This is a genomic window from Mycobacterium triplex, from assembly GCF_000689255.1.
GTDB lineage: Bacteria > Actinomycetota > Actinomycetes > Mycobacteriales > Mycobacteriaceae > Mycobacterium > Mycobacterium triplex.
Window position 1 is genome coordinate 1 of sequence record NZ_HG964447.1, and the last position, 19,476, is coordinate 19,476.

General features: G+C 65.7%; 21 protein-coding genes. 4 read left to right on the plus strand and 17 right to left on the minus strand.

The window, feature by feature from the left end:
• The 15 genes from BN973_RS31240 to BN973_RS27505 all read right to left on the minus strand — a co-directional run.
• Nucleotides 1–403: type VII secretion target (locus BN973_RS31240; RefSeq protein WP_232232238.1), on the minus strand; the 403-nt coding region annotated here is incomplete at its 3' end.
• Between the two features lie 178 nt (nt 404–581).
• Nucleotides 582–1,511, minus strand: a complete 930-nt coding sequence (locus BN973_RS27440; protein WP_036473331.1) for a DUF2637 domain-containing protein — start codon at nt 1,509–1,511, stop codon at nt 582–584.
• 299 nt (nt 1,512–1,810) lie between these two features.
• On the minus strand, nt 1,811–3,190 hold the full coding sequence (gene dnaB, locus BN973_RS27445; RefSeq protein ID WP_051641719.1) for a replicative DNA helicase: 1,380 nt from the start codon (nt 3,188–3,190) through the stop codon (nt 1,811–1,813).
• Nucleotides 3,191–3,201: 11 nt separating this feature from the next.
• Nucleotides 3,202–4,443: an oxygenase MpaB family protein gene (locus BN973_RS27450; RefSeq protein ID WP_036473337.1), complete on the minus strand. Its 1,242-nt coding sequence runs from the start codon at nt 4,441–4,443 to the stop codon at nt 3,202–3,204.
• A 758-nt stretch (nt 4,444–5,201) separates the two neighbouring features.
• Nucleotides 5,202–5,462, minus strand: a complete 261-nt coding sequence (locus tag BN973_RS31245; protein WP_084954305.1) for a hypothetical protein — start codon at nt 5,460–5,462, stop codon at nt 5,202–5,204.
• A 48-nt stretch (nt 5,463–5,510) separates the two neighbouring features.
• The gene (locus tag BN973_RS27455; RefSeq protein ID WP_051641659.1) at nt 5,511–6,248 is read right to left on the minus strand and encodes a hypothetical protein; all 738 of its coding nucleotides are present in this window, start codon (nt 6,246–6,248) and stop codon (nt 5,511–5,513) included.
• A gap of 169 nt (nt 6,249–6,417) precedes the next feature.
• Nucleotides 6,418–8,157, minus strand: coding sequence for an SNF2-related protein (locus BN973_RS27460; protein ID WP_051641660.1), 1,740 nt, complete (start codon nt 8,155–8,157; stop codon nt 6,418–6,420).
• Nucleotides 8,154–8,567: a hypothetical protein gene (locus tag BN973_RS27465; protein ID WP_051641661.1), complete on the minus strand. Its 414-nt coding sequence runs from the start codon at nt 8,565–8,567 to the stop codon at nt 8,154–8,156. The genes BN973_RS27460 and BN973_RS27465 overlap by 4 nt, the downstream gene beginning before the upstream one ends.
• A complete protein-coding gene (locus BN973_RS27470; protein WP_225337344.1) occupies nt 8,564–9,196 on the minus strand; it encodes a DUF1643 domain-containing protein in 633 nt (210 codons plus the stop codon). Before BN973_RS27470 ends, BN973_RS27465 begins: the two co-directional genes overlap by 4 nt.
• Before the next feature lie 42 nt (nt 9,197–9,238).
• Complete coding sequence (locus tag BN973_RS27475; RefSeq protein ID WP_036473344.1) at nt 9,239–10,114, minus strand: DUF6551 family protein; 876 nt, start codon at nt 10,112–10,114, stop codon at nt 9,239–9,241.
• Between the two features lie 214 nt (nt 10,115–10,328).
• The gene (locus BN973_RS27480; RefSeq protein ID WP_225337334.1) at nt 10,329–10,787 is read right to left on the minus strand and encodes a WhiB family transcriptional regulator; all 459 of its coding nucleotides are present in this window, start codon (nt 10,785–10,787) and stop codon (nt 10,329–10,331) included.
• Nucleotides 10,784–11,347, minus strand: a complete 564-nt coding sequence (locus tag BN973_RS27485) for a hypothetical protein (protein ID WP_225337333.1) — start codon at nt 11,345–11,347, stop codon at nt 10,784–10,786. The genes BN973_RS27480 and BN973_RS27485 overlap by 4 nt, the downstream gene beginning before the upstream one ends.
• Nucleotides 11,348–11,409: 62 nt before the next feature.
• Nucleotides 11,410–11,739, minus strand: a complete 330-nt coding sequence (locus BN973_RS27490; protein ID WP_051641662.1) for a WhiB family transcriptional regulator — start codon at nt 11,737–11,739, stop codon at nt 11,410–11,412.
• Complete coding sequence (locus BN973_RS27495; RefSeq protein ID WP_225337332.1) at nt 11,736–12,296, minus strand: hypothetical protein; 561 nt, start codon at nt 12,294–12,296, stop codon at nt 11,736–11,738. Before BN973_RS27495 ends, BN973_RS27490 begins: the two co-directional genes overlap by 4 nt.
• Nucleotides 12,297–12,850: 554 nt before the next feature.
• A complete protein-coding gene (locus BN973_RS27505) occupies nt 12,851–13,582 on the minus strand; it encodes a hypothetical protein (protein ID WP_036473353.1) in 732 nt (243 codons plus the stop codon).
• Nucleotides 13,583–13,719: 137 nt separating this feature from the next.
• On the opposite strand from BN973_RS27505, the gene BN973_RS27510 reads away from it, so the two are divergent.
• A complete protein-coding gene (locus tag BN973_RS27510; protein ID WP_064939214.1) occupies nt 13,720–14,166 on the plus strand; it encodes a helix-turn-helix domain-containing protein in 447 nt (148 codons plus the stop codon).
• An 800-nt stretch (nt 14,167–14,966) separates the two neighbouring features.
• Here BN973_RS27510 and BN973_RS27515 read toward each other — a convergent pair.
• A complete protein-coding gene (locus BN973_RS27515; RefSeq protein ID WP_036473359.1) occupies nt 14,967–15,752 on the minus strand; it encodes a hypothetical protein in 786 nt (261 codons plus the stop codon).
• 137 nt (nt 15,753–15,889) lie between these two features.
• On the opposite strand from BN973_RS27515, the gene BN973_RS27520 reads away from it, so the two are divergent.
• From BN973_RS27520 to BN973_RS30145, 3 genes are read left to right on the plus strand one after another with little or no spacing between them, the layout of a single operon-like run.
• Nucleotides 15,890–16,588 carry a class I SAM-dependent methyltransferase gene (locus tag BN973_RS27520; RefSeq protein WP_176234870.1) on the plus strand — a complete coding sequence of 233 codons (699 nt, stop codon included), beginning with the start codon at nt 15,890–15,892 and terminating at the stop codon, nt 16,586–16,588.
• 24 nt (nt 16,589–16,612) lie between these two features.
• Nucleotides 16,613–17,263 carry a phosphoribosylanthranilate isomerase gene (locus BN973_RS27525; protein ID WP_051641663.1) on the plus strand — a complete coding sequence of 217 codons (651 nt, stop codon included), beginning with the start codon at nt 16,613–16,615 and terminating at the stop codon, nt 17,261–17,263.
• Between the two features lie 49 nt (nt 17,264–17,312).
• Nucleotides 17,313–19,193 carry an ATP-binding protein gene (locus tag BN973_RS30145; protein ID WP_051641664.1) on the plus strand — a complete coding sequence of 627 codons (1,881 nt, stop codon included), beginning with the start codon at nt 17,313–17,315 and terminating at the stop codon, nt 19,191–19,193.
• Nucleotides 19,194–19,219: 26 nt separating this feature from the next.
• On the opposite strand, the gene BN973_RS27535 is transcribed toward BN973_RS30145, so the two are convergent.
• Entirely contained in the window at nt 19,220–19,405 is a 186-nt protein-coding gene (locus BN973_RS27535; protein WP_036473362.1) for a hypothetical protein, read from the minus strand.
• Nucleotides 19,406–19,476 lie beyond the last annotated feature (71 nt).

Consider the following 19,476-nt stretch of genomic DNA (forward strand, 5'->3'; position numbering starts at 1 on the left):
AGTGACCGAATCGTTCGTCTCCCACAAAGGGATTCCTGGGGTCGATCGCGGGCTGGGGTTGGTCGGGGTCGTTCGCAGCGTCCTTGTTGTCGACGGGGCGGAACTCGTTGTCCAGTGCCTGCGCGCCGGTCTGGTCGGCCTTGGTGTAGGTGGCGCTGTGCTCAGTGAAGCGCTGCGAGTAGGTGTTGAAGTCGGCGACCTTGGCCTGGAGCGGGCCCTCGGCCTTGGCCAGGCCGGCGGCGATGCCCACCGCCGTGGGGTAGCCCATCGGCCCGTGAGTCTGCATGACCCGCTGTAGTTCGGTGACGGCCTGCGGTGAAATCTGCGCTGCACGCTGGGCCAGCTCAGAGTAGGCGTCAGCGAACCGCAACAAGTCAGCCGGGTTGGCGTTTAGCTCCGCCATGTCCACCCCCCCATGGTGTCTTTGCCCGCGGCCGTGTCTGCGCTCGGGCCGGCTTCAGCCTACTGCGCGCTTTGGACAGGGTAAACCGCTGACCATCGGCGGTTGAGGCGCACGTCGCGGGCCACGTCCCACAGCAGATGCGGTGCTGCACTGCCTTTGCCTGCAGCAGCGCGCCGAGTCAGAGTTGGTTGGTCCCGTCCGTCGACGGAATGGCAGCGAGCCGGGCCAGCACGTCGTCTGCGGTGTGTGTGATGGTGCGAACGTCGCGGTGGTGCAGGTCGTGGTCGGCGCATACCGCCCGTTTGGAATCTCTCTTGTCGTAGAGACGGTGCAAGATCTCGGCGAGCTGCGTGGTGGGCAGCTCGCCGATCTTGCGCACGTCGCTGTTCTGCTCGCGTATGACTGCGGCGATGGATTCCCACCAGAGCCGCCGCTCGGCCTCGGATCGCGGGCCGCTGCTGACAGTGCCGGCGGCCGGCGAGAGCGGCACTGTCGCACCAGCCGGCGTCTCGATACCCTCACCGCCGTTACGTGGGGAGGCCAGGGTCAGCAACGCCAACGTCGAGCAGATCAGCGACATGTCGACCCCGATCGGCCACAGCCACGCCGTACCTGCGCTCATACCGACCAAGATCATGAGGTTCCGCAGAGACACGAACGACATCGCGAACGCACAGCCGGCGACACCCGCCATCAGCAGCAGCGCAGCGCCCAGCACGGCGGCGTCGACGCGGCGGTAGCCGTGTCGACGGTTCTTGATCAGTAGAGCCACCGAATGCGTCGACCCGAGCAGGATCGCGGGCGGAACGGCGGCCGCGATCGAGGCCAGCAGCTTCAAGTGGGGAGCCGGCGCAGTCATCCACGCATGAATCACGTTGCCGCCGATGGAAACCACGGTGGCGAACAGCAACCACATCCAGAAAAACCACACTGCGTGGCGCCGGGTGGCGTCGGGTTTGACGACATCGCTTTGGGCGAGGGTCCGCGACGGCTTCGCCTCGAGCGCAAGCTCCGCGGGCGCCGGTCCTGGCCACGACGAAGCGGACCGCAGGTGCTCGGCGGTGTCTGCCCCGTTACGGGCCGGAGCATCGTTATCAAGCACTGTCATGGGGTTTCTCAGTTCTCGTTATTCCGTCTCTGGGGTGACACCTGAGGGGTACAACGCCGCGGACGACATTGTCCGCGCTCGGAATCAGCTGTAGCACAATCTGATTAGTTGACCGCAGCCTTGCCTGGCCGGATGGTAACAGCCCGAACGGACACCGTCGATGGATAGCGCACCTGGTGGGGATAACGCGGCTCAGTCCTGTGCCGCTTCGGCCCTGCACTGGCCGCGATGGAGTTCGATGTGACCACCTTCAATGAGCCTTTCGCCCGTCGTGGTCGTCGAAGACCACCACCACGAACTCAGCTGCGGGCCAGGTCGCGAAAACTTGACATGTGCAGGGTGCTCGCGACTGTCAAAGTTCTTGGGGCGGGCCCATTTCGTTGTTTGGCGACGATCAGGTCCGCCTCGCCTCCTCGGGGGCTGTCCCGATCGTAGGCGTCGGGCCTGTGAATGAGGATGACCATGTCGGCGTCCTGCTCCAATTGACCGGTCTCGCGTAGGTCAGAGAGTTGGGGGATTTTGTCGGTGCGTTGTTCGGGCCCGCGGTTGAGCTGGCTGACGGCGACGACCGGCACATCGAGTTCTTTGGCCATCAGCTTGAGGCTGCGGGAAAATTCGGCCACTTCGGTCTGGCGGGATTCGACACGCTTGCCTGAGGTCATCAGCTGCAGATAGTCCACCACGATCAGCTGTAGCTCGGTCTTTTGTTTGAGCCGGCGGGCTTTGGCGCGGATCTCCATCATGGTCAGGTTGGGTGAATCATCGATATACAGTGGAGCGTCGGTGATTTCGCCCATGCGGCGCGCCATTTTGGTCCAATCGTCATCACTGAGACGTCCAGAGCGCATGTCGGCCAACTTGATCCGCGCTTCGGCCGACAGCAGCCGCATCACGATCTCTGACTTGCTCATCTCAAGGCTGAAGATGACGCTGGCCCTGTTGTGGTGGATGGAGCAGGATCGCATGAAATCCATTGCCAGAGTGGATTTGCCTTGGCCGGGCCTGCCCGCCACGATGACCATCTGTCCACCGTGTAGACCGGTGGTGAGGTCGTCGAGCTCGGCGAATCCAGTGGGAACACCGCGGGTCAGTCCGCCGCGGGACTGGATGGCGTCGATCTCGTCCATGGTGTCTTGGATGAGATCGCCCAGCGGCGCATAGTCCTGGGAGGCGCGGTCTTCGGTGACGTCATAGACCTCGGCTTGGGCCCGATCGACTACCTCGGCGATGTCAGCGCCGTCCGCGCCGGCGTAGCCGTACTGCACCACCCGGGTGCCGGCTTGCACCAGGCGGCGCAGCACGGCCTTTTCGGCGACGATGCCGGCGTAGTAGCCGGCGTTGGCCGCGGTGGGCACCGCGGAGATCAGCGTGTGCAGGTACGGCGCACCGCCGACCCGGGCTAGCAGGCTGCGCCGGTCGAGCTCGGCGGCCACCATTACCGCGTCGGCGGGCTCGCCGCGGCCGTACAGGTCCAGGATCACGTCGTAGATGCTCTGGTGGGCTGGCCGGTAGAAGTCAACCGGGCGCAGCCTTTCCAGCACGTCGGCGATCGCATCCTTGCTCAACAGCATCCCGCCCAGCACCGACTGCTCGGCGTCGAGGTCCTGCGGGGGCTGGCGCCGATCGTCGAGCTCGGTGTAAGCCTGCAGCCGCTGGCGGGCGCGGGTCGGTGTGGGCATCTCGAGATCGGTCATGCGGCCACCCACTGGGCGCCGTCGTGATCCTCGTCGCGGTCCCCGGCGAGTTCGGCCGCGATCACGGGCCAGCACTGATCACACACCATCGATTTCAGCGGCAGTTCGGGGCGCATGGTGGCGCGGTGTGAACCGCACAGCATGCACTGGCAGCCTCCGCTGATCGCCAGGTCCATCAGCAGGTCGGTGTCGATAGCGGATGGAGCCGCAATGTCTTCGACCGCAACGGGTTCCGCTGTCAACTGGGCTAGGGTTTCGTGCGCCCAGCGGGTCAAGGCCGCCGCCAAAGGCATCTGCGGGAACAACCGATGGGCCCGCCGTCCCGCCGCGGCCAGCGCGGCGATCGGGTCCACGGGACGGCCGAATTTCACCTCGTGTGCCTTGAGGAGCTCGGCGCGGCCGGCGGGGCTGGTGACCGCGGCCACTTGGGCATACCAGTGCGCAGTGGTGCGTTCCTGTTCCTGGCGGGCCTGGCGTTGGGCCCGCTGCTCCCAGGCGCGTTGCAAGGGGCGCAGCCGGGGTCCGGCACCGGGCACGTTGTGGTGCAGCCGCCACAGCGCGAGGCGCCAGGGCCGCTGCAGGTCCGCCGGCATCGGCCGGTGCAGCTTGTCGAGGATCTGATCGGGCAACCACCCTGCGGCCAGCCGGTTTTGGATCTGCGCACCCAGCATGAACCTCAGGTGCTTGGGCAGCCGTGCCAGCACCTCGGGCAAGCCGGCCAGCACCTGGCGCAGTTCGTCGGTGGATACCTCGACCTCAACCGGTCGGGAGCTGTCGGGCTGCTCGTCGTTGCGGGGGGTAGGGGGGTAGAGAGATTGGTTCTTATAAGGAAGGCGCCGCGAAAAGGTGACCGAATCGGGCTCGCAGTGGCTGCCCGAGGTGATGACCCGGCCGTCGCGATCCCGGGCGAGCACGGCGATATCACCGGTGAATTGGTCGTTGATCGCCACCATTGCGCGGGTGTTGCGGCCTTGGGCTGCCCGATAGACGATCAGCCCGTCGGCCGCCAACGCCGCTAGCGCGCGCCCGACGGTTTTGAGGTCGTAGCGTCGGCCGCCGCCGGCGGCGATGAGCTCGACGAGTTGTCCGAGTGCTACCCGGTCGTCGGTGATTCGGCTCCAGCCGCACAGCAGCTTGAGTACCGCGGTCAGGACGTGGCGTCGGGCGCCTCGCAGGCCAAGCTGGGCAGCGTGTGTTTCGACGCGGCCGCGCACCATTTCGGCGTCGGAAAACGTCACCCGCTGTCGATGCCGGCAAACTTCCTGCGGCCGGCCTCCGCCGCGCCGGCGCGCGCCGACATGTGGCGTCTTTGAGCAGTTCAGACGGTGTTTCTGCGACACTTCGCCTGAATACGTTGAATTGTGTCCTGGGTAAGAGCTACCCTGGGAACTACTTGTCACGCAGTTCTCCCTGTTCAGCACGGGGACCGAGATTCGAAGTTGGCGCTTCGGACCTCACGAAACTCGGAGTTGGCGCTCCGAATTCGACCTTCTGATCGATTCCCAGATCCCCCTTCCGGGGGGTTTCTGTTTTCTGGTCCCGCTATTTTTTTGTGGCGTCTCTCCCCTGGTGTTCGGGGATGTTGGGCGGCTATTGCCTCCTTTCCGACGTGGCTTCCTGATCCGAGTCGTCGGCTTCATCCGACCATGCCTTTGACCGATGAAGGCGGACCGACACGAACTTTCCTGTTTGCTGGCTCTAGCTCGGCGTCATACGGGGGCTCGGAGTCGCTGAAATCGTGTTTGCTGAGCTGCCCCCACCGACGATTTGCCAATTAAAACCGCTGGTAGAGCACCATTTCTACGCATTGTTTGCTGGCGGCCGACCGGCGGCACCGAAGGGCTCCACGCCCTCGAAACCGTGTTTGCTGGCGCGCTAGCCCCTCCATGGGCGTGGGGAAAAGCCCAGGTCGGCCCCGGTTGTCGGGCCGGACAACCGGGACCCCAACCGCCTGGTGCTAACTGTTGCAAGCACCCGCTGTTGGGTCGGGCGCAGATCACGCGGTGGCCTTGGTCAGCTCGGCGCCGAGCGCTAGGTCGACGCCGCTGCCGACGCGTACCGACCACCCGGCGTCGGTCATCTGCTGTCGCAGAAGGGGGTCGGGTTCGAGCAGGGCCATGGCCGTCGCGGGCTCTGTAGCCTGATCACTGCGATACCAGGCGTACGGGTAGCCAGCGGGATCACAGACGACCCAGCCACGATGGCCGGACGGTCGTCCTTTGGTGGCCGCACCGTCAGCGCTCTTGGCGGATGACATGAGAACTCCTTTCCGATTTCAGCTGCACCCCTGCCGGGTGCGGGAACCTCAGAGCCGAGGGGGCATCGACAATGCGCGCCCCGGCGGCTCGGCATCGCTGCCGTCGGCAACATCCACGCCGTAGTGGTGGGCCAGGGTGATCAGCACCGAACACGGGGCGCCGACGACACACTCACCGGTCGGCACGCCCTCGCGCTCCCCCGCCCACGGCCCAGCACTGAACGTGCACTCGGCGCAGACCACGGCAGAGTCGGGACAGCACAGGGTCTCCTCGCCATGGGCCGTTGCAGCGCTCGAGCTCTCGTTGCAGGCCTGGCAGACCATGACCACGGGGCGGTGCCGGGCCGCGTGTGCGAGCAGATCCGAACGATGCCCAGGCTCACCAGCTCGCCCGGGCGGGGCATCAGCCAGAATCGCCACGAAGATGCGCCGCAGCAGATCGGGGTAGCCACCCGCGGTGGCGGCGATGACATCGCGATGCGCGCCATCAGGGAGGTAGTGCGCGATTTCTTGTTCCACTGTGCCTCGGCTCAACGCCACCACCCAGCCGCACCGCTCGCAGCGCCGCGAGGCCAGCCAACGGCTGCCGTAGGTGAAGGGGCCTAACCGCGTGGCGATGTGGTTGCAGCGTTGTCCACACACTGCATAGATTTCGGGCCGGTAGCATTCTTCGACACCTGCCGCGACGCGAGGCCCGAAAACGGCGACATCCACCGCGTGCCAACGCGACTGAAATCCATCGCTGGCCGCCGCGATGGCAAACCGCGATTCGCCATAGCCACTCATCGGGTCACCGTCGCAGTGTCGGCGGCATCGGCGGCAACTGCGCCGGCACCGGACGGCGGCGACAGCCAACGCGGATCGACCTCAACCCCGCCCTGCTGAGCTCGCGCAGTGACCAATTGCCGACGACGCTGCGCGGCAACCGTATTCACCGAAGCCCCATCGTGCTGTCTCACGCTGTTTTCTCCATTGCCGGTAACCGATCGGCCTGCTCCACCACATGGGCGGCCAATCGCCTGATCTGCGCGTAGCGCTCCGGGGTCATCCGATCCGGGGCCGGCTTGCGCACGCCATCACCAGAACCGGTGATGAGCGCATCGGCCTGCAAAGTCTTGATGTCGAGCGTCTCGAGCATCACCGGATCAGACCCGAAATCGGTGGTCGCGAAATAGGCACGCACTGGCCTGGTCTGTCCGGGCCGCCCAGGCCGCCCCATGGCCTGCTTGTGCACGCCCGGGGACCAATCCAGCTCCCCGAATACCAGCGTGTTGACCACCTCTTGCAGCCCGTCGATACCAGCCCCCGAACGCAGCGACATGATCAGCACTCGGGCCCGACCGGCCATGAAATCGTCTAAGGACCGCTCTTTTTCCCTGTCCGTCTCGCGCCCGGTGTACATCGCCGGCCGGTAGGAGCGCAGCCGTTCGGCCCAGATGTCATGCACGGCGTGATGCCACCCCAGCAGGATCACCCGCTGTTCGCTTTGCAACAGCAGCTCCACGAAGTCGGCAACAAACGGCGCCTTGGCAATTCCGGTGTGCTGACGCATCATCCAGTCGAATTGACCTGCCGCCGTCCAGCGTTCGCGAGGGTTAGCAGACTGGTCCAAGATCAGCCGGGCCAGCGCAACCGCATTACCCTCTATCTCGCTGAGCACCTTGGGATCCGACGGCACCGACTGCTCGATCGGAATGATCGGCGGAACCTCGATACCGACCTCTTCAAGCGTGCGCCGCAGCAACAGACCCTGCGAGGTCAAATATGATCTCAACGCCGTCGGGTCATACACCTGGGTTTTGGTGTCCAGCCCCGAGGTGTGGCACCACTCCCGCGCGAACTCATAGCGGTCGCCCAACGCGCCCGGGCGCAGGACGTCGATGACGTTGTAGATCTCCCCGCCGTAGTTGTAGATCGGGGTCCCCGACAGACCAACACGGTAGGTGGCCTCGCGGGCCACGGTCATCGCGGCCTTATACCGGTCGGATTGGTCCCGGCGCAGTTCCTGCACCTCATCGAAAATCACCGTGTTCACAACACCTTTGAGGTGGTGCTGCCACTTGGCCAGCTTCGAGTAACTCATCACAATCAGATCCGCGGTGCGCCCGCGGCGCCGCAGCGAATGAATCGGCCCGGTCTTGACCTCGACCGAGGTGAGCTGAGGGTAGAAGGTGGCCAGCTGGCGCCGCCACTGCTTGGGCATCGTGCCGGTCAACGTGACCGCGAGAGCCGGGCGCGCCTGCGGCCGCTCCAACAGCGCCAGGCTGGTGAACGTCTTGCCCATCCCGAGCTCGTCGGCAACCAGCACCCCGCCGGTCGCCCACACCAGATCCCGCGCGGTGCGCTGATAGCCCCGCAGCGGCACCGCCGGCGACACCCATCCAGGGCCCGCATCGACCGACAGCGCGCCGCCGGAAAGAACATGCTGCACAGCGCTTTCGGCGCGCCGATGCTCGCCGGCCATCGCCCGCAGCCGCTGGCGATCCTGCAACGAGGCCTTCATGGGCCACCGGTCGGTCAGCCATTCCAAATCCCGCGCGACCTCGAGAGTGCCCGTCAGCGTGACCGTGCCACGGGTGGTGGCGGCAACCCGCGGAAAGATCCGCTTGATGCGGATCATGACGTCGGGCTCTGCCTCGATCTCCCACACCCCTTCCGGGGCCCACCGGTACTGACCGACGACGCGCGCCGTCACAGCACCAACCCCGGCCCCGGCAGCGCGACCATCCGCACCGGCACCCCGAAAATTTCGGCGGGCATCCCCGACAGCGAGGACAGCCGCGGCGTCGCGACCACCAGCGCCCCCACCCGCTCATGCGCGGCATACCGGGCCAACTGCGCCAGCACCGACGAACCGCTGGCCCGCATCTTGACCTCGAGAGCCACGCAACCATCAACGAGGAAGTCGGGCCGGTCGCGCTGGGTGAGCCGAAATTCCCGCTCAACCCGAAAGTCGTGCTCCTGCAAGACCTGTTCGATACCGTCTTGCAGGGCGATCTCGCGCGCTGCACGGTAGATCCGCCGCCCCAGGACCGCCACAATATGGTCAGCGATTGCCACCGCATCCGCCGCGGTGTCTTGCGTGGCGTAGTGCGGCGCGCTCACTGTGCCACCACGCTGTCGAACCCAGCGAGCGCATCGCTGTCTGTCAGCAGTGCAGACCACCGCGGGTCGACGTCGATCATGTCGCGGTGCGCTCGTGCAGTCAGGCATTGCAGCGGCGTGTCTTTGCGCAGATATAGCGGGTGGCGCGGCTGTCCGCTGCAGGTCCAGCCCAGTACGGCGAGGCTGCCGCCGGTGGCCTGACAGATCCGCCACATCCGGCTGGCCACGGCCCGGGCCCGCGCCGGGTCGGCGTCAGCACCCCAGGCCAAGACGATCACGTCGTGCGCGGCGGCCTGGGCGTCGAGCTGAGCGTCATTGTCGTACTGCGGATCGTCGCTGGTCCCGATCGGATCATCCATGCCGCCAAGGTCTTTGGGGTTGGTGGCCCGCGCGGCGTACAGGTTGGTCAAGGTGACCGCGCTGTAGCCGAAACCGTCGGCAAACCCGATGTCACGCCGCGATGTGGGGTCGTCGCGGTGCTCGTCGGCGGCCGACGGGTTCAAGGAGATGAACATCAGTGCCGGCCCGGGCCCACGCCGGCAGCTCAGCCAGTACCGGTAGCGCCGATCCGACGAGAAGTGCGCTCGGCGCTCGGGGCGATGCCAGTGCGGCAGGTGAAGATCCAACATCAATGTCACAACACACCTCTTATGAGTGAAAAGCCCTGCGACTCAGGCGCTTTTGGCTGGCAGGGGACGTGAGCGCGCGTTGCGCGCCCCGCCGCCGAAGGTGCGCGCGCAGACCAAGACACGCTGTCCTGGTACGCGGCGGTTCCTGTTGTAGAGCACCATGATCGTGATCGCCATCCGCACACCTGCGGTGCCGGTCAGGGTCTCCCCCAACGCGGCAGCGTGGGTGCGCAGGGCCGGCGGAAGCACACCCAGCAGGGTGTCGGCCAGCCGCTCCGGATCGATACGGTCGCCCAGATGGTGTTGGATCAAGCCGATGCCATGGACAAGCGGCGCATCGTAGGCATCCATGCGCAGGTCCCACACCTGAAAAATCAATTCCAGGGTGTCGCGAATGAGATCGGCGCCGCCGAGGGCAAAAAGCTTCTCCAATGTCGCGGTGCAGCGCACGTTTCCGGCCTTGGGTGCGTGATGAATCTGCAGCTCCAAACTGGTCACGACGCGTTCAATCGCCAGCACGTCAGGATCACCGCTGGCCTTGCGGGCCTGCCAGTGATCCCAGGTGGACGGGCGCCGCCGTTCCCGGTTGAGCCGATCAAACAACCGGGCTTCGTCAGCTACCGTCAGACCCTCATGGATGCGGGCCACCATCGTGGCCTGGGGGTCACGCAATCGCGCAGCCTCCCAACGGTGTTGGCCATCAACCAGCGCGTAGCGCGGGTTGTGGTCGTGACCGCGATCGCTGACCTCGATCACCCCGGCCAGCCGGCGATCCCAGCCGGCGGCCAGCTTGCGGGCCCGGCCCATATCGACCGCGCGCTGATAGGACGGATCGACGAACAACTCCTCGACGCGCACCGCGTCGATGTAGCCGCCCGCGTTGGCCGCCGCCGCGGTGACACTCACACTCATCGTCATGCTGCTGTGGTCCTTCCTCGCCGCGCACCCGGTGTGCGCTCCACGCCGCCGCCGGCATAGATGTCGTGGCAGGCATCGCATCGGGTCCGGCCCGGTGAGTGCCAGGTGGCTTTGCAGTCCACGCACAACCCACGCCGGTACGCGTCATGCCCATCGGCAGGTGCCCCGCTGCCCGCCGCCGCCGGCGCTCGTCTCGCCGTGCCGCCGGCCGCCCTCATGCCGCCCCCTGGTCTTCGGCGACGACTCCTGGCCGCTGCGCGCTGCGCCGCCGTTGGCGACGCAACTCACGGACACGTTCGGCCATGGTCATCCCGCCCAGGACACCGCGCTGATCACGGCCCTTGTTCAGCCCATAGCTGCGGCACTCGTCCAACACCGGGCAGTACTGGCAGATCGCCTTGGCTTCGGCCTGCACCAACGGACTACGGCTTAGCCAGTCGACCTCGGGAAACGCAGCGCACGCCCCCTTTGAGACGAAGCTGACCAAGTCCACTTCCTCGCTGGCCGGCGGCGGTTCTGGACAAGGCAACGACAAATACCGGTGCACCGAGCGGGGAGTGACCCGCAAGTAGTCGGCGATCGCATCAGGTGACTGGCCACGATTGCGCATCCGGTGCGCGGTGATTCGGTGGTTGATCGATCGCGTATTCGGTGTTGTCGCAACCTCATTCATGATCGGTCCCCCAACGTGTTCTCACGCAGCCGCCGATACTGCGCGCCGACGTCGGCGATACCCAGCCGCGCCAACGCCTCAGGAACACGGCCCGGGCCGACCGCGGCGCGCGGGCGCCCGTCAGTGGGCTTCGCGTGGATTCCTAACCGCGACATCACCGCGGTGAGCGTCAGCATCATCGACGCGCTCGGGCACGCCACCTTCATCCCTTGTCGATTGAAATGCGCCGCGGCATGCACCGCCCCGCGGCTGACTCCCACCGCTGCGGGCATGCCCTGCCCGAACAGCCACCGACCATCACGAAAGCCATAGCGGCCCAACACGGTTTGCGGATTGGCGATGACGATCGTGCCGCCGTCGGCGCCGACGTCGATCAACTCGACATCCTTGTGCGCCAGAGCCTGCGCCATCCATAAGGCGGTGGGCCCGTCCTCGAAGTGAATCCGCATCCGTTGACCGACACGCTCGATGGGTGTGAACGCCAACACCGCCGCGACGTGACGCGTACGCGTCTCGGGATCCTCACCCACAGCGCACAGATGCAACCGGACCGCAGACACGAACGAAGCGAAATCCTGCGACTGCGGCCGCGGCCGCCGCGGGGGTGCACATTTGGTCGCGTTCATGCCGAGACCCCCAGCCCGGTGAGCTCACCTGAACCCGCCTGCAGGCCAGCGATCTCACCCAACCTGGCCATCGCTAGAGCCCACTGAGTTTTCTTGCGGCGCTCGGGCACCCACACGCCGGCATACAGCCCGCTCTCGGCCCCAGAGGCGACTGCGTCACCCGCGCATTGCCGCCCCACGGGGCAGCGCCGGCACATCTGCTCGAGGTGGACCCGCACATCCTGCTTGGGCCGATGCTCAGGGGTCCACAACTCCGGGGCATCCGAGGTCTCCAGGTAGCACACGGCCTGCTTGCGCCACTGCTGCTCACGGATCACCATCATCATCGCGCACGCCCCAATACCATTGGTGTGCTCGTAATTTCAGCGATAAACCGCACCGCCATGCCGGCTACTCGCGCGGCAGCGGGCCGGGCGGGATCGTCGAAACGAATCGCTGACCACAGCGCGTCGTATTCGCGTCGCAGGAAGCCGAATCCCTCGTGGCTCGACGACAAGGCGCGCCTGGGGCCCACGGCCGCGCGCACGGCGCGCTGCTCGGCCAGTGCGGCACGACACCGGTCGCCGGCGGGCCCAATGGGGTTGTAGAGGTCGGCGATGAACCGGACGGCCATCGCGCCGGCCTGCGTAGCCTCAATGCGGGCGTGGTCGATGCGGTTGGCGCGTACGTCCTCCCAGAGCTCGTCGACCTCCTCGCCCAGCAGCATCGCGCCCTCTTCGACCGATCCCCAGATGCGCGGATAGGCGGTCAGGCTTCGGGTCAACTCCTCCCAGATAGCCAGCTCGGCGCACTGGTAAGGGCCCGCGGGGGCCGCCATCAGCTCGGCGGGTGTTGAGAGGTCTTCGATGGTGCTCGCCTCGACGAACAGCGCTGGTGTGCTCATACCAGCACCGCCTGCCGGTCCAGGCCCAGGTGCCGGATGCACTCGGCGCACGCCTCGTCGCCAGGCACGCACGGCCAGCTGCACAGCAGGCAGGAGCTGGTGCAACTACGGCAGGCCCATTGGCCGTCCACCCGGACTGGCTCGATCGGCTCCTTGCCGCACAGCGGGCAGTCAGCGAAGGCCGCGGATGCGGGCCGACTGAGGCCCAAGGAGGCGGCGACGGCCCCTGCGGCCGCGTCTAGGCCGGTGTTGGTGCACGTCAGCACCGTGGAACGGACATTGAGGGCAGAAAGGCTTGATTCCGCTGATGGGTAGCCTCTACCCTGAGATTGACTCAGCAAAGTCATCTCCTCCTTCAGGGGGGAAGACCCTTGGGCGCGAAGCTGGTACCTTCGTCGTCCAAATCCCAGAGTTAGCCCCCTTCGGGGGGTTCTCTGTTTTCTGGGACAGGGTCATCGCTATTGACATGTGCGAAAAGCGCCGCGTCCGCGGCGGGCGCAGCTAGCTCAGCAGCCGTACCACCACCTTCGAAAAGCCCTGCGCGCCAAGAAACATCACAAGATCCGTCCTTCCCCTGCCGCAGGGTCGGCGATGGCTTGCCGCACCAGCTGGCGTTGGCGGGTGCTAAGCCGGACAAGGTGGTTGGCCAGCGCCGCGGCCTCGGTGCCGTCCGGCGCCATATCCCCGGGGTAGACGACCAGCCTCGGCTCGCCGTCCGGGGCCGGAATCTCGGCAACGAACCCAAACCGAGCAACATCTTCGCCGCAGGCGTGCAGCTGCCACCCCTGGCGCAGCAACGCCAGCGCCCACCAGTACGCGATACGCACCCCGCGGTCGGGTTGGCACACCCGCCCCGGAATCGGCGCCACGCACTTACGGATCGGCGCCGGCGCGTTCATCAAGCCGAGCCCGCGCAGCAGGTCCAGGAGCTCGTCGAGCTGCTCAGTCCACCCGAGGGCACCCAGGCGCCACACCGCTTCGGCGAGCAGGGTGGGCACGTCATGGGGAAGCGCAGGGTTGTGGTCGTTGCTGCGCACCACCTCGACGAGGCGATACGAGGCCAGTCGCACACTCACGCGCGCCGCCAGCTGATTGGCATCGAAGTGCACGCCAAGCAGCAGATCGCCGCGCCGGCGCAGTTCAGTGGTCCACCAGTACACGGGACGCACGGCCTGGGCGGGCTGCTTGATCCGCGAGGTGGGAATGGGGGCGAAGCATGGCTCGAACCCGGCAAGGGAGGGCATCTGAGGCGTTGGGCGATGCCCAAGTGCGTGAGGCAGTTTCACCAAATCCTCCTCATTAAGCCGGTCTTACGCACACCATACTCTAAACTAAGACGATAAAGTAAGACACTAGGATTAACAATTTTCGGGAGCCCTCGGTGAACCTGTCTAGCTATGACGCGCCAGGCCGTAGACCTCGTATGACGCGCCGTGTGCTGCGTGGCTTCAACGCACAGACCTTCGCCGAGATCCGCCGTCACAACGGCATCAGCGTCAGCGACCTCGCCCGGGTCGCCGACGTCTCGCCGGCGACCATCTTCAACTGGGAAGGCGGCAAGGGAACCCCTCAGGTGGATCTGCTTGCCCGCGTTATGCGCATCCTCGACACTCCGATCGAGCAGGTTGTGACCATCCCCGCCGACGAGCGCTACCCCGGTGACTGGCGTGTCCTCAAAGGGCTGACCCAGCCCGAGCTGGCCGCGGCCGCCAAGATCGCCACCACCACGCTGCGCGGCATCGAACGCGCCGACGCGGCACTCACTGACACCAACGCGGCCAAGCTCGCACAACGGCTCGGAATCAGCGTCGAGGAATACCAAGCGGCCTACCAGCGCGCCCGCCAACGGCCTCCCGGCGCCCCGGTGTAACGGCGTCGCAACTCCCAGCAAATCCCTGCGGTCGACATAGCCTCGATCGGTACGCGCCGCGCAGCTGAGCTGCGTGTGGGGCAGGGCCGGCGCGCAACCAGCAGCCACAGCCACAACGGGCCTGCTGGCGAGCCTTTCCATTCCCATCGGTCCTCCGAACGCCCTATGCCTTTGCCCCGGCACCGAGGCTGGGTACAGAAAAATTCCAACAGGTCAAACGCGGAAAGTCACGAAAGTGAGCAAAGGAAAAAACGACAACTCGCCAATAACGATTCGATAACAATCGCTGGGGGCGGAGTCGGGTCGGCGAATGGGGCCAGCCGGTGAGCAGCAGGCACAGGGCGGTGGCGCCGAGGGGTGCCCAGCGGACTGCGGCAGTGGGCCGTGATGCACGGGCGCTGTGCTTTGGCGCGCTGTTTTCCGGCGTCCTTGGGGGTGGTTCTGAGGCGCTCACGGGGCGCGGTCTCCTTGCCTGGGCCTGGTGGGTATGGGTGCAGACGCTACCAACAAAAACACAGCGGTGCAATGGTTTGAAACATTGCGCTAGGTTTTTTGCTGGGGTGTAGTCCAAAGCATGCAGGGCAGCACGGCAGCGCCCGAGGGCTTCACCCCTTGGCTTGGACAGGTCCCGGCCCCTACCGCACCACTACTCGATATCGGTGACATAGCGACACAATGCGCGATCGGGCGGTCGTTCCGCGACGTCTTGCAGACCCGTTTGGTCGCGTACCAAGTCGTATTTCGTCCCGCCACATCGCGCGACTCGACGCGACTCGGCTAACGCGTCTTGCGGCCTGCGTTCAGGCAGAGTCGACGATGTCTGAGAGCGCGAGCGGCCCGTCGAACTGGTTACGCCCGGCGAGGGTGTCATAGACAGCGCCGGGATCGTCCAAGGTGACCGCATCGAGGTCGACGCCCTCGACTGAGTGTGGATCGACCCGCACCCACCGCCACGGATGGGCCACTACCGCAGCGTCATTGAGAAAACCGGTGTAGTAGCCGTCGAGAATCGTTTCACCGGGCAGCATCACAAGATGCAGCGAGCCAAAGAAGTAGCGGTCGTTGTGATTACGGAAATGACCCATCAGGTGTCGACCGAACAGCCGTGCGGTCACATCGGTTTCGTGCCCGGCCGAATGACCTTCAAAGCGCGGCGCCGGCGGATAGTTGCGGGACACGATCCCCGCTCCCCGCACGGTGACCGTCGACAGATCGACGTGCCGGTAGCCGCCACTGATCAGGTAGCCCGTCGCCCAGAGCCCTCCCAACAGCGCAGGATCTAGGCCTGGCCCGATCCCGGCGAGCACATCGTCATCCACTGCAACTGATGGGCCGCGAGGCTGTCCGTGGCCGAACAGCTCTTTGGCCGTCCAGCCCGAGAACATCTGCTCGAGCACCACACAGTGATGCCCTTGGGGAAGGGTCCGCACCTGACCTCCGACCCAGCGGTAATACTGCGATTTCGTGGGCGGAACGGCATTGCGGGGCAGGTCTAATTCCCGGGCCACGCGCTTATATTCAGCGATGAATTCGGAGTAAGCGTGCATGTGACGTTCGTCGAGAAGCGCCTTCAACAAATTCGCCACAAAGCCAGCCTAGAAGCCAAAAGCGACTCTATGCGACTTCACCACGCGACTCGACGCGACTCCGAAAGACGAGAAGAGGCCCGGAAGCGACATCGCTTGGCGCAAACTGGGTGCCCGCGGTGCTTACGATGAAGCCAATGACCGCCACCTCGCTGTTCAAAGACCACGCCAGCGCCTACGCCGCCTGGTCGGTGAAGAATCCGGTCAACAACCAATACGACCGGCCCACCATCCTTGAACTGGCCGGCGATTTGAGCGGAAAACACGTTCTCGAACTGGGATGCGCCGCCGGCGGCCTGACCACCCATCTGGTCCAACGAGCCGCCGAGGTCCTCGCCGTTGACGCCGAGCCGCAAATGATCGAGCTCGCCCGTCAACGGCTCGGCACTGCGGCCCAGTTCGAACTCGTCGACCTCGACCAGCCCACCGACATCGCCCCACCCGCCAGCGTGGACGTCGTCGTGGCCTCGCTAGTCCTGCACTACATCCAAGACTGGGCTCCGCTGATGCGAGAGCTTCACCGCTGCCTCAAGCCCGGCGGAACGCTGGTCTTCTCCATGCACCACCCCATCACCGGATGGCTGTTGTCAGATCGCGCGGATTACCACCGCACGCAGCTGGTCAGCGAGGTGTGGAACTGGGGTGGCCTCGAGGTGACAGCCCAGTCATACCGCCGGCCCCTATCGAGCATCTTCGGTGAACTCCGACGCGCAGGCTTCAGCATCGACACCGTCGAAGAACCACAGATCCAGCCCACCGCTGACATCGACGCCGAGCTGCTCCACGCACTGAACACCCAACCGTTCTTCCTCTACATACGCGCCCAACGCGACTAACTACCCGCCGCCATGAATCCTGCTGTGCGCGTGAAGATTTGCGGCATCGGCACCACTGACGACCTGGCGGCCGCGGTCACCGCCGGCGCCGACGCAATAGGACTGATCGTTGGCACCACACACCTCAGCGAAGATGAACTCGACATCGAACAAGCCCAACACCTCGCCGCGGCCACCCCGGTGTTCGTTTCCACGGTGCTGGTCACCCACCTCACGGAGGCCTCCCGCATCTGCGAAGTGGCAGACCTCCTCGGCGTCGACACCATCCAAGTCCACGGCGAGCTGACCGCCACTGCCGCGCGCGAACTCTGGCGCCACCGCGCACACCGCCGCATTATTCGCACCGTGCACATCACCGGCTCGCAGAGCATCGACGAAGCCGACGAAGCAGCCACCGCCGCCCACGCGCTCCTGCTCGATAGCCGCACCGAAACCCGTTTGGGCGGCACCGGCCTCACGCACGACTGGACCACCAGCCGTCGCATCGTCGAACGCCTCCACCCGCTGCCGGTCATCCTCGCCGGCGGCCTGGCCGCAGACAACGTCGGCCAAGCCATCGACACCGTCCACCCATTCGGCGTCGACGCCAACAGCCGCCTCAAATCCGCGACCGGCCGCAAAGACCCCGCCGCCTGCACAGCCTTCGTCGCAGCCGCCACCACCCGCGTCAGGTAAAAAGCCGCAACGTCGCTCTACGGCGCTATCGTCGCCCCATGAGGCCAGCATGAGCACCCAGGCCGACACCACAAGACCAGGCGCAATCGACCTCGCGCCTGGCGTCCAGCTGCCACCTGAAATCGTGACCGCCGGTGTCGCGGTACTAGCCAACCGCGGCGGCGGAAAATCCGCCGTCACACACCGACTCGTCGAACTCATGCACACCGCCGGCCTGCCAGTGGTCGTACTCGACGTCAAAGGCGACTGGTGGGGCATCCGCTCCAGCGCCGACGGCAAGGGCCCAGGCCTGCCCTTCGTCATCTTCGGCGGAGACCACCACGACGTACCCCTGGAACCAACCGCCGGCCAGTTACTCGCAGACCTCATCGTCGACGACCGGATCCCCGCCGTGCTGGACCTATCACACATGAGCAAGGCACAAGCACGCACATTTGCCACCGCATTCGCCGAACGGCTCTACCACCGCAACCGCGACCCCCTCCACGTGGTGATCGAAGAAGCCGACGTCCTCATCCCCCAGCGCGTATCAGCCGACACCGCGCGACTTTTGGGTGCAATGGAAGACCTCGCCAAACGCGGCCGCCACCGCGGCCTGGGCCTCACAGTGGTCAGTCAGCGCGCACAAGAAACCGCAAAATCCGTACTGGAACTGATGGAGACGGTGATCCTGCTCCGCATGACCGGACCCCGCTCGATCAAAGCCGTCCAAGACTGGATCAACGTCAACGCCGACCACGACGACACCACCGCCCGCCAAGTCATAGCATCCCTGCCATCACTGGCCGTAGGCGAAGGATGGGTGTGGAGCCCCGGGTTCCTCCGAATCCTCAAGCGCACAACGTTTCCGATGTTCAGCACCTTCGATTCGCACGCCACACCCAAGCCAGGACAAACACGGGTGGTCCCGAAGAAACGCGCCGACATCGACCTCGACAAACTCGGCGCAGAGATCGCCGCAACACGAGAACGCGCCCACCACAACGACCCACACACTCTTCACGCCGAAATACAGTCCCTGCGCAGCCAACTCGCCGCCGCCAGCGCACGCGCAGACCAGGCGACCCAGCAGGCGTCCGCCGCCGCGCAGCTCCTCGAGCAGCGCGAGAGTGAAATCGCCACACTGCGCGCACAACTGACCGACCTTCAGACACGACGTCACGAAGACCCCCACGTCGTCAAGTCACTGCGATCAGCGGCCGAACTGATCAACTCGGCACTGCACACCCTCACCACCGCGCCGGCACCGCCTACCGCACCAGCGCACGAGACCACATCCTCGACACGGCCTGCCGAGCCCAAGCACCCGAGCCAACCACGCCCCACCAACGCTGCCACCGCACAGCACAACGGCGACCCATGCTCCCCCACCACCCTCGGCCAACCGGCCGAACCAAACAGTGACGCGCCGTTGCGGTTTCGCTCCGGAGCGCACCGCATGATCACCGCGCTGGCTCGAATGGCCCCGCTGCGACTCACCAAATCCCAGTGGGCCACGGTCGCGCGAATGAAGCACACCGGCGGCACCTGGTCGACCTACCTCGGACAACTGCGCCGCGCAGGACTCATCGATGAAAACGCCACCGGGTTCACCTTGACCGAGGCCGGCTGGCAATACGTCGGCCACCGGCCCAAACCCATGACCGCCCAAGAGCTCCAGCAGCACTACCTCGGCATCCTGCGCGCCGGAGCGGCGCGAATGCTCCAAGCAGCCATCGACGCCTACCCGAACGGGTTGACCAGAGATCAGATCGCCCAGGCAGCCGATGTGAGCGTCAGTGGCGGCACCTTTTCGACCTACCTCGGCCAGCTGCGCCGCAACGGCCTCGTCGAACAACGCGGTGACCTCGTCGTTGCCACCGACGTCCTCATGCGCGCAGCATCAGGCGCAAGCGACTCACTGCCACACAGGGATTCAGAACAGCGCTGAAAGTCACGGGTGTCAGCCTGTTGCTTTTAGGCTGTTCGGCGCAGCCGAAGAACGTCGCGCACCACGCAGCCGACGCGCTCGGCGGCCTCCGCGGCCGATAGCGTCGGATTGAGCAGAATCTGCAGCTCGTCGGCAGTGAACCTGGGTTCGGCATCCCAGGGTGCCTCATCCCACCCGGTTTCGCTGAAGCCGGAAAACAATTCGTCGCGCACAGCAATCCTCACGAAAGTTGATGCTGAAGGGGAGCTTTCGAGCGCCATTACAAGATAGCCATCGCCGAGCG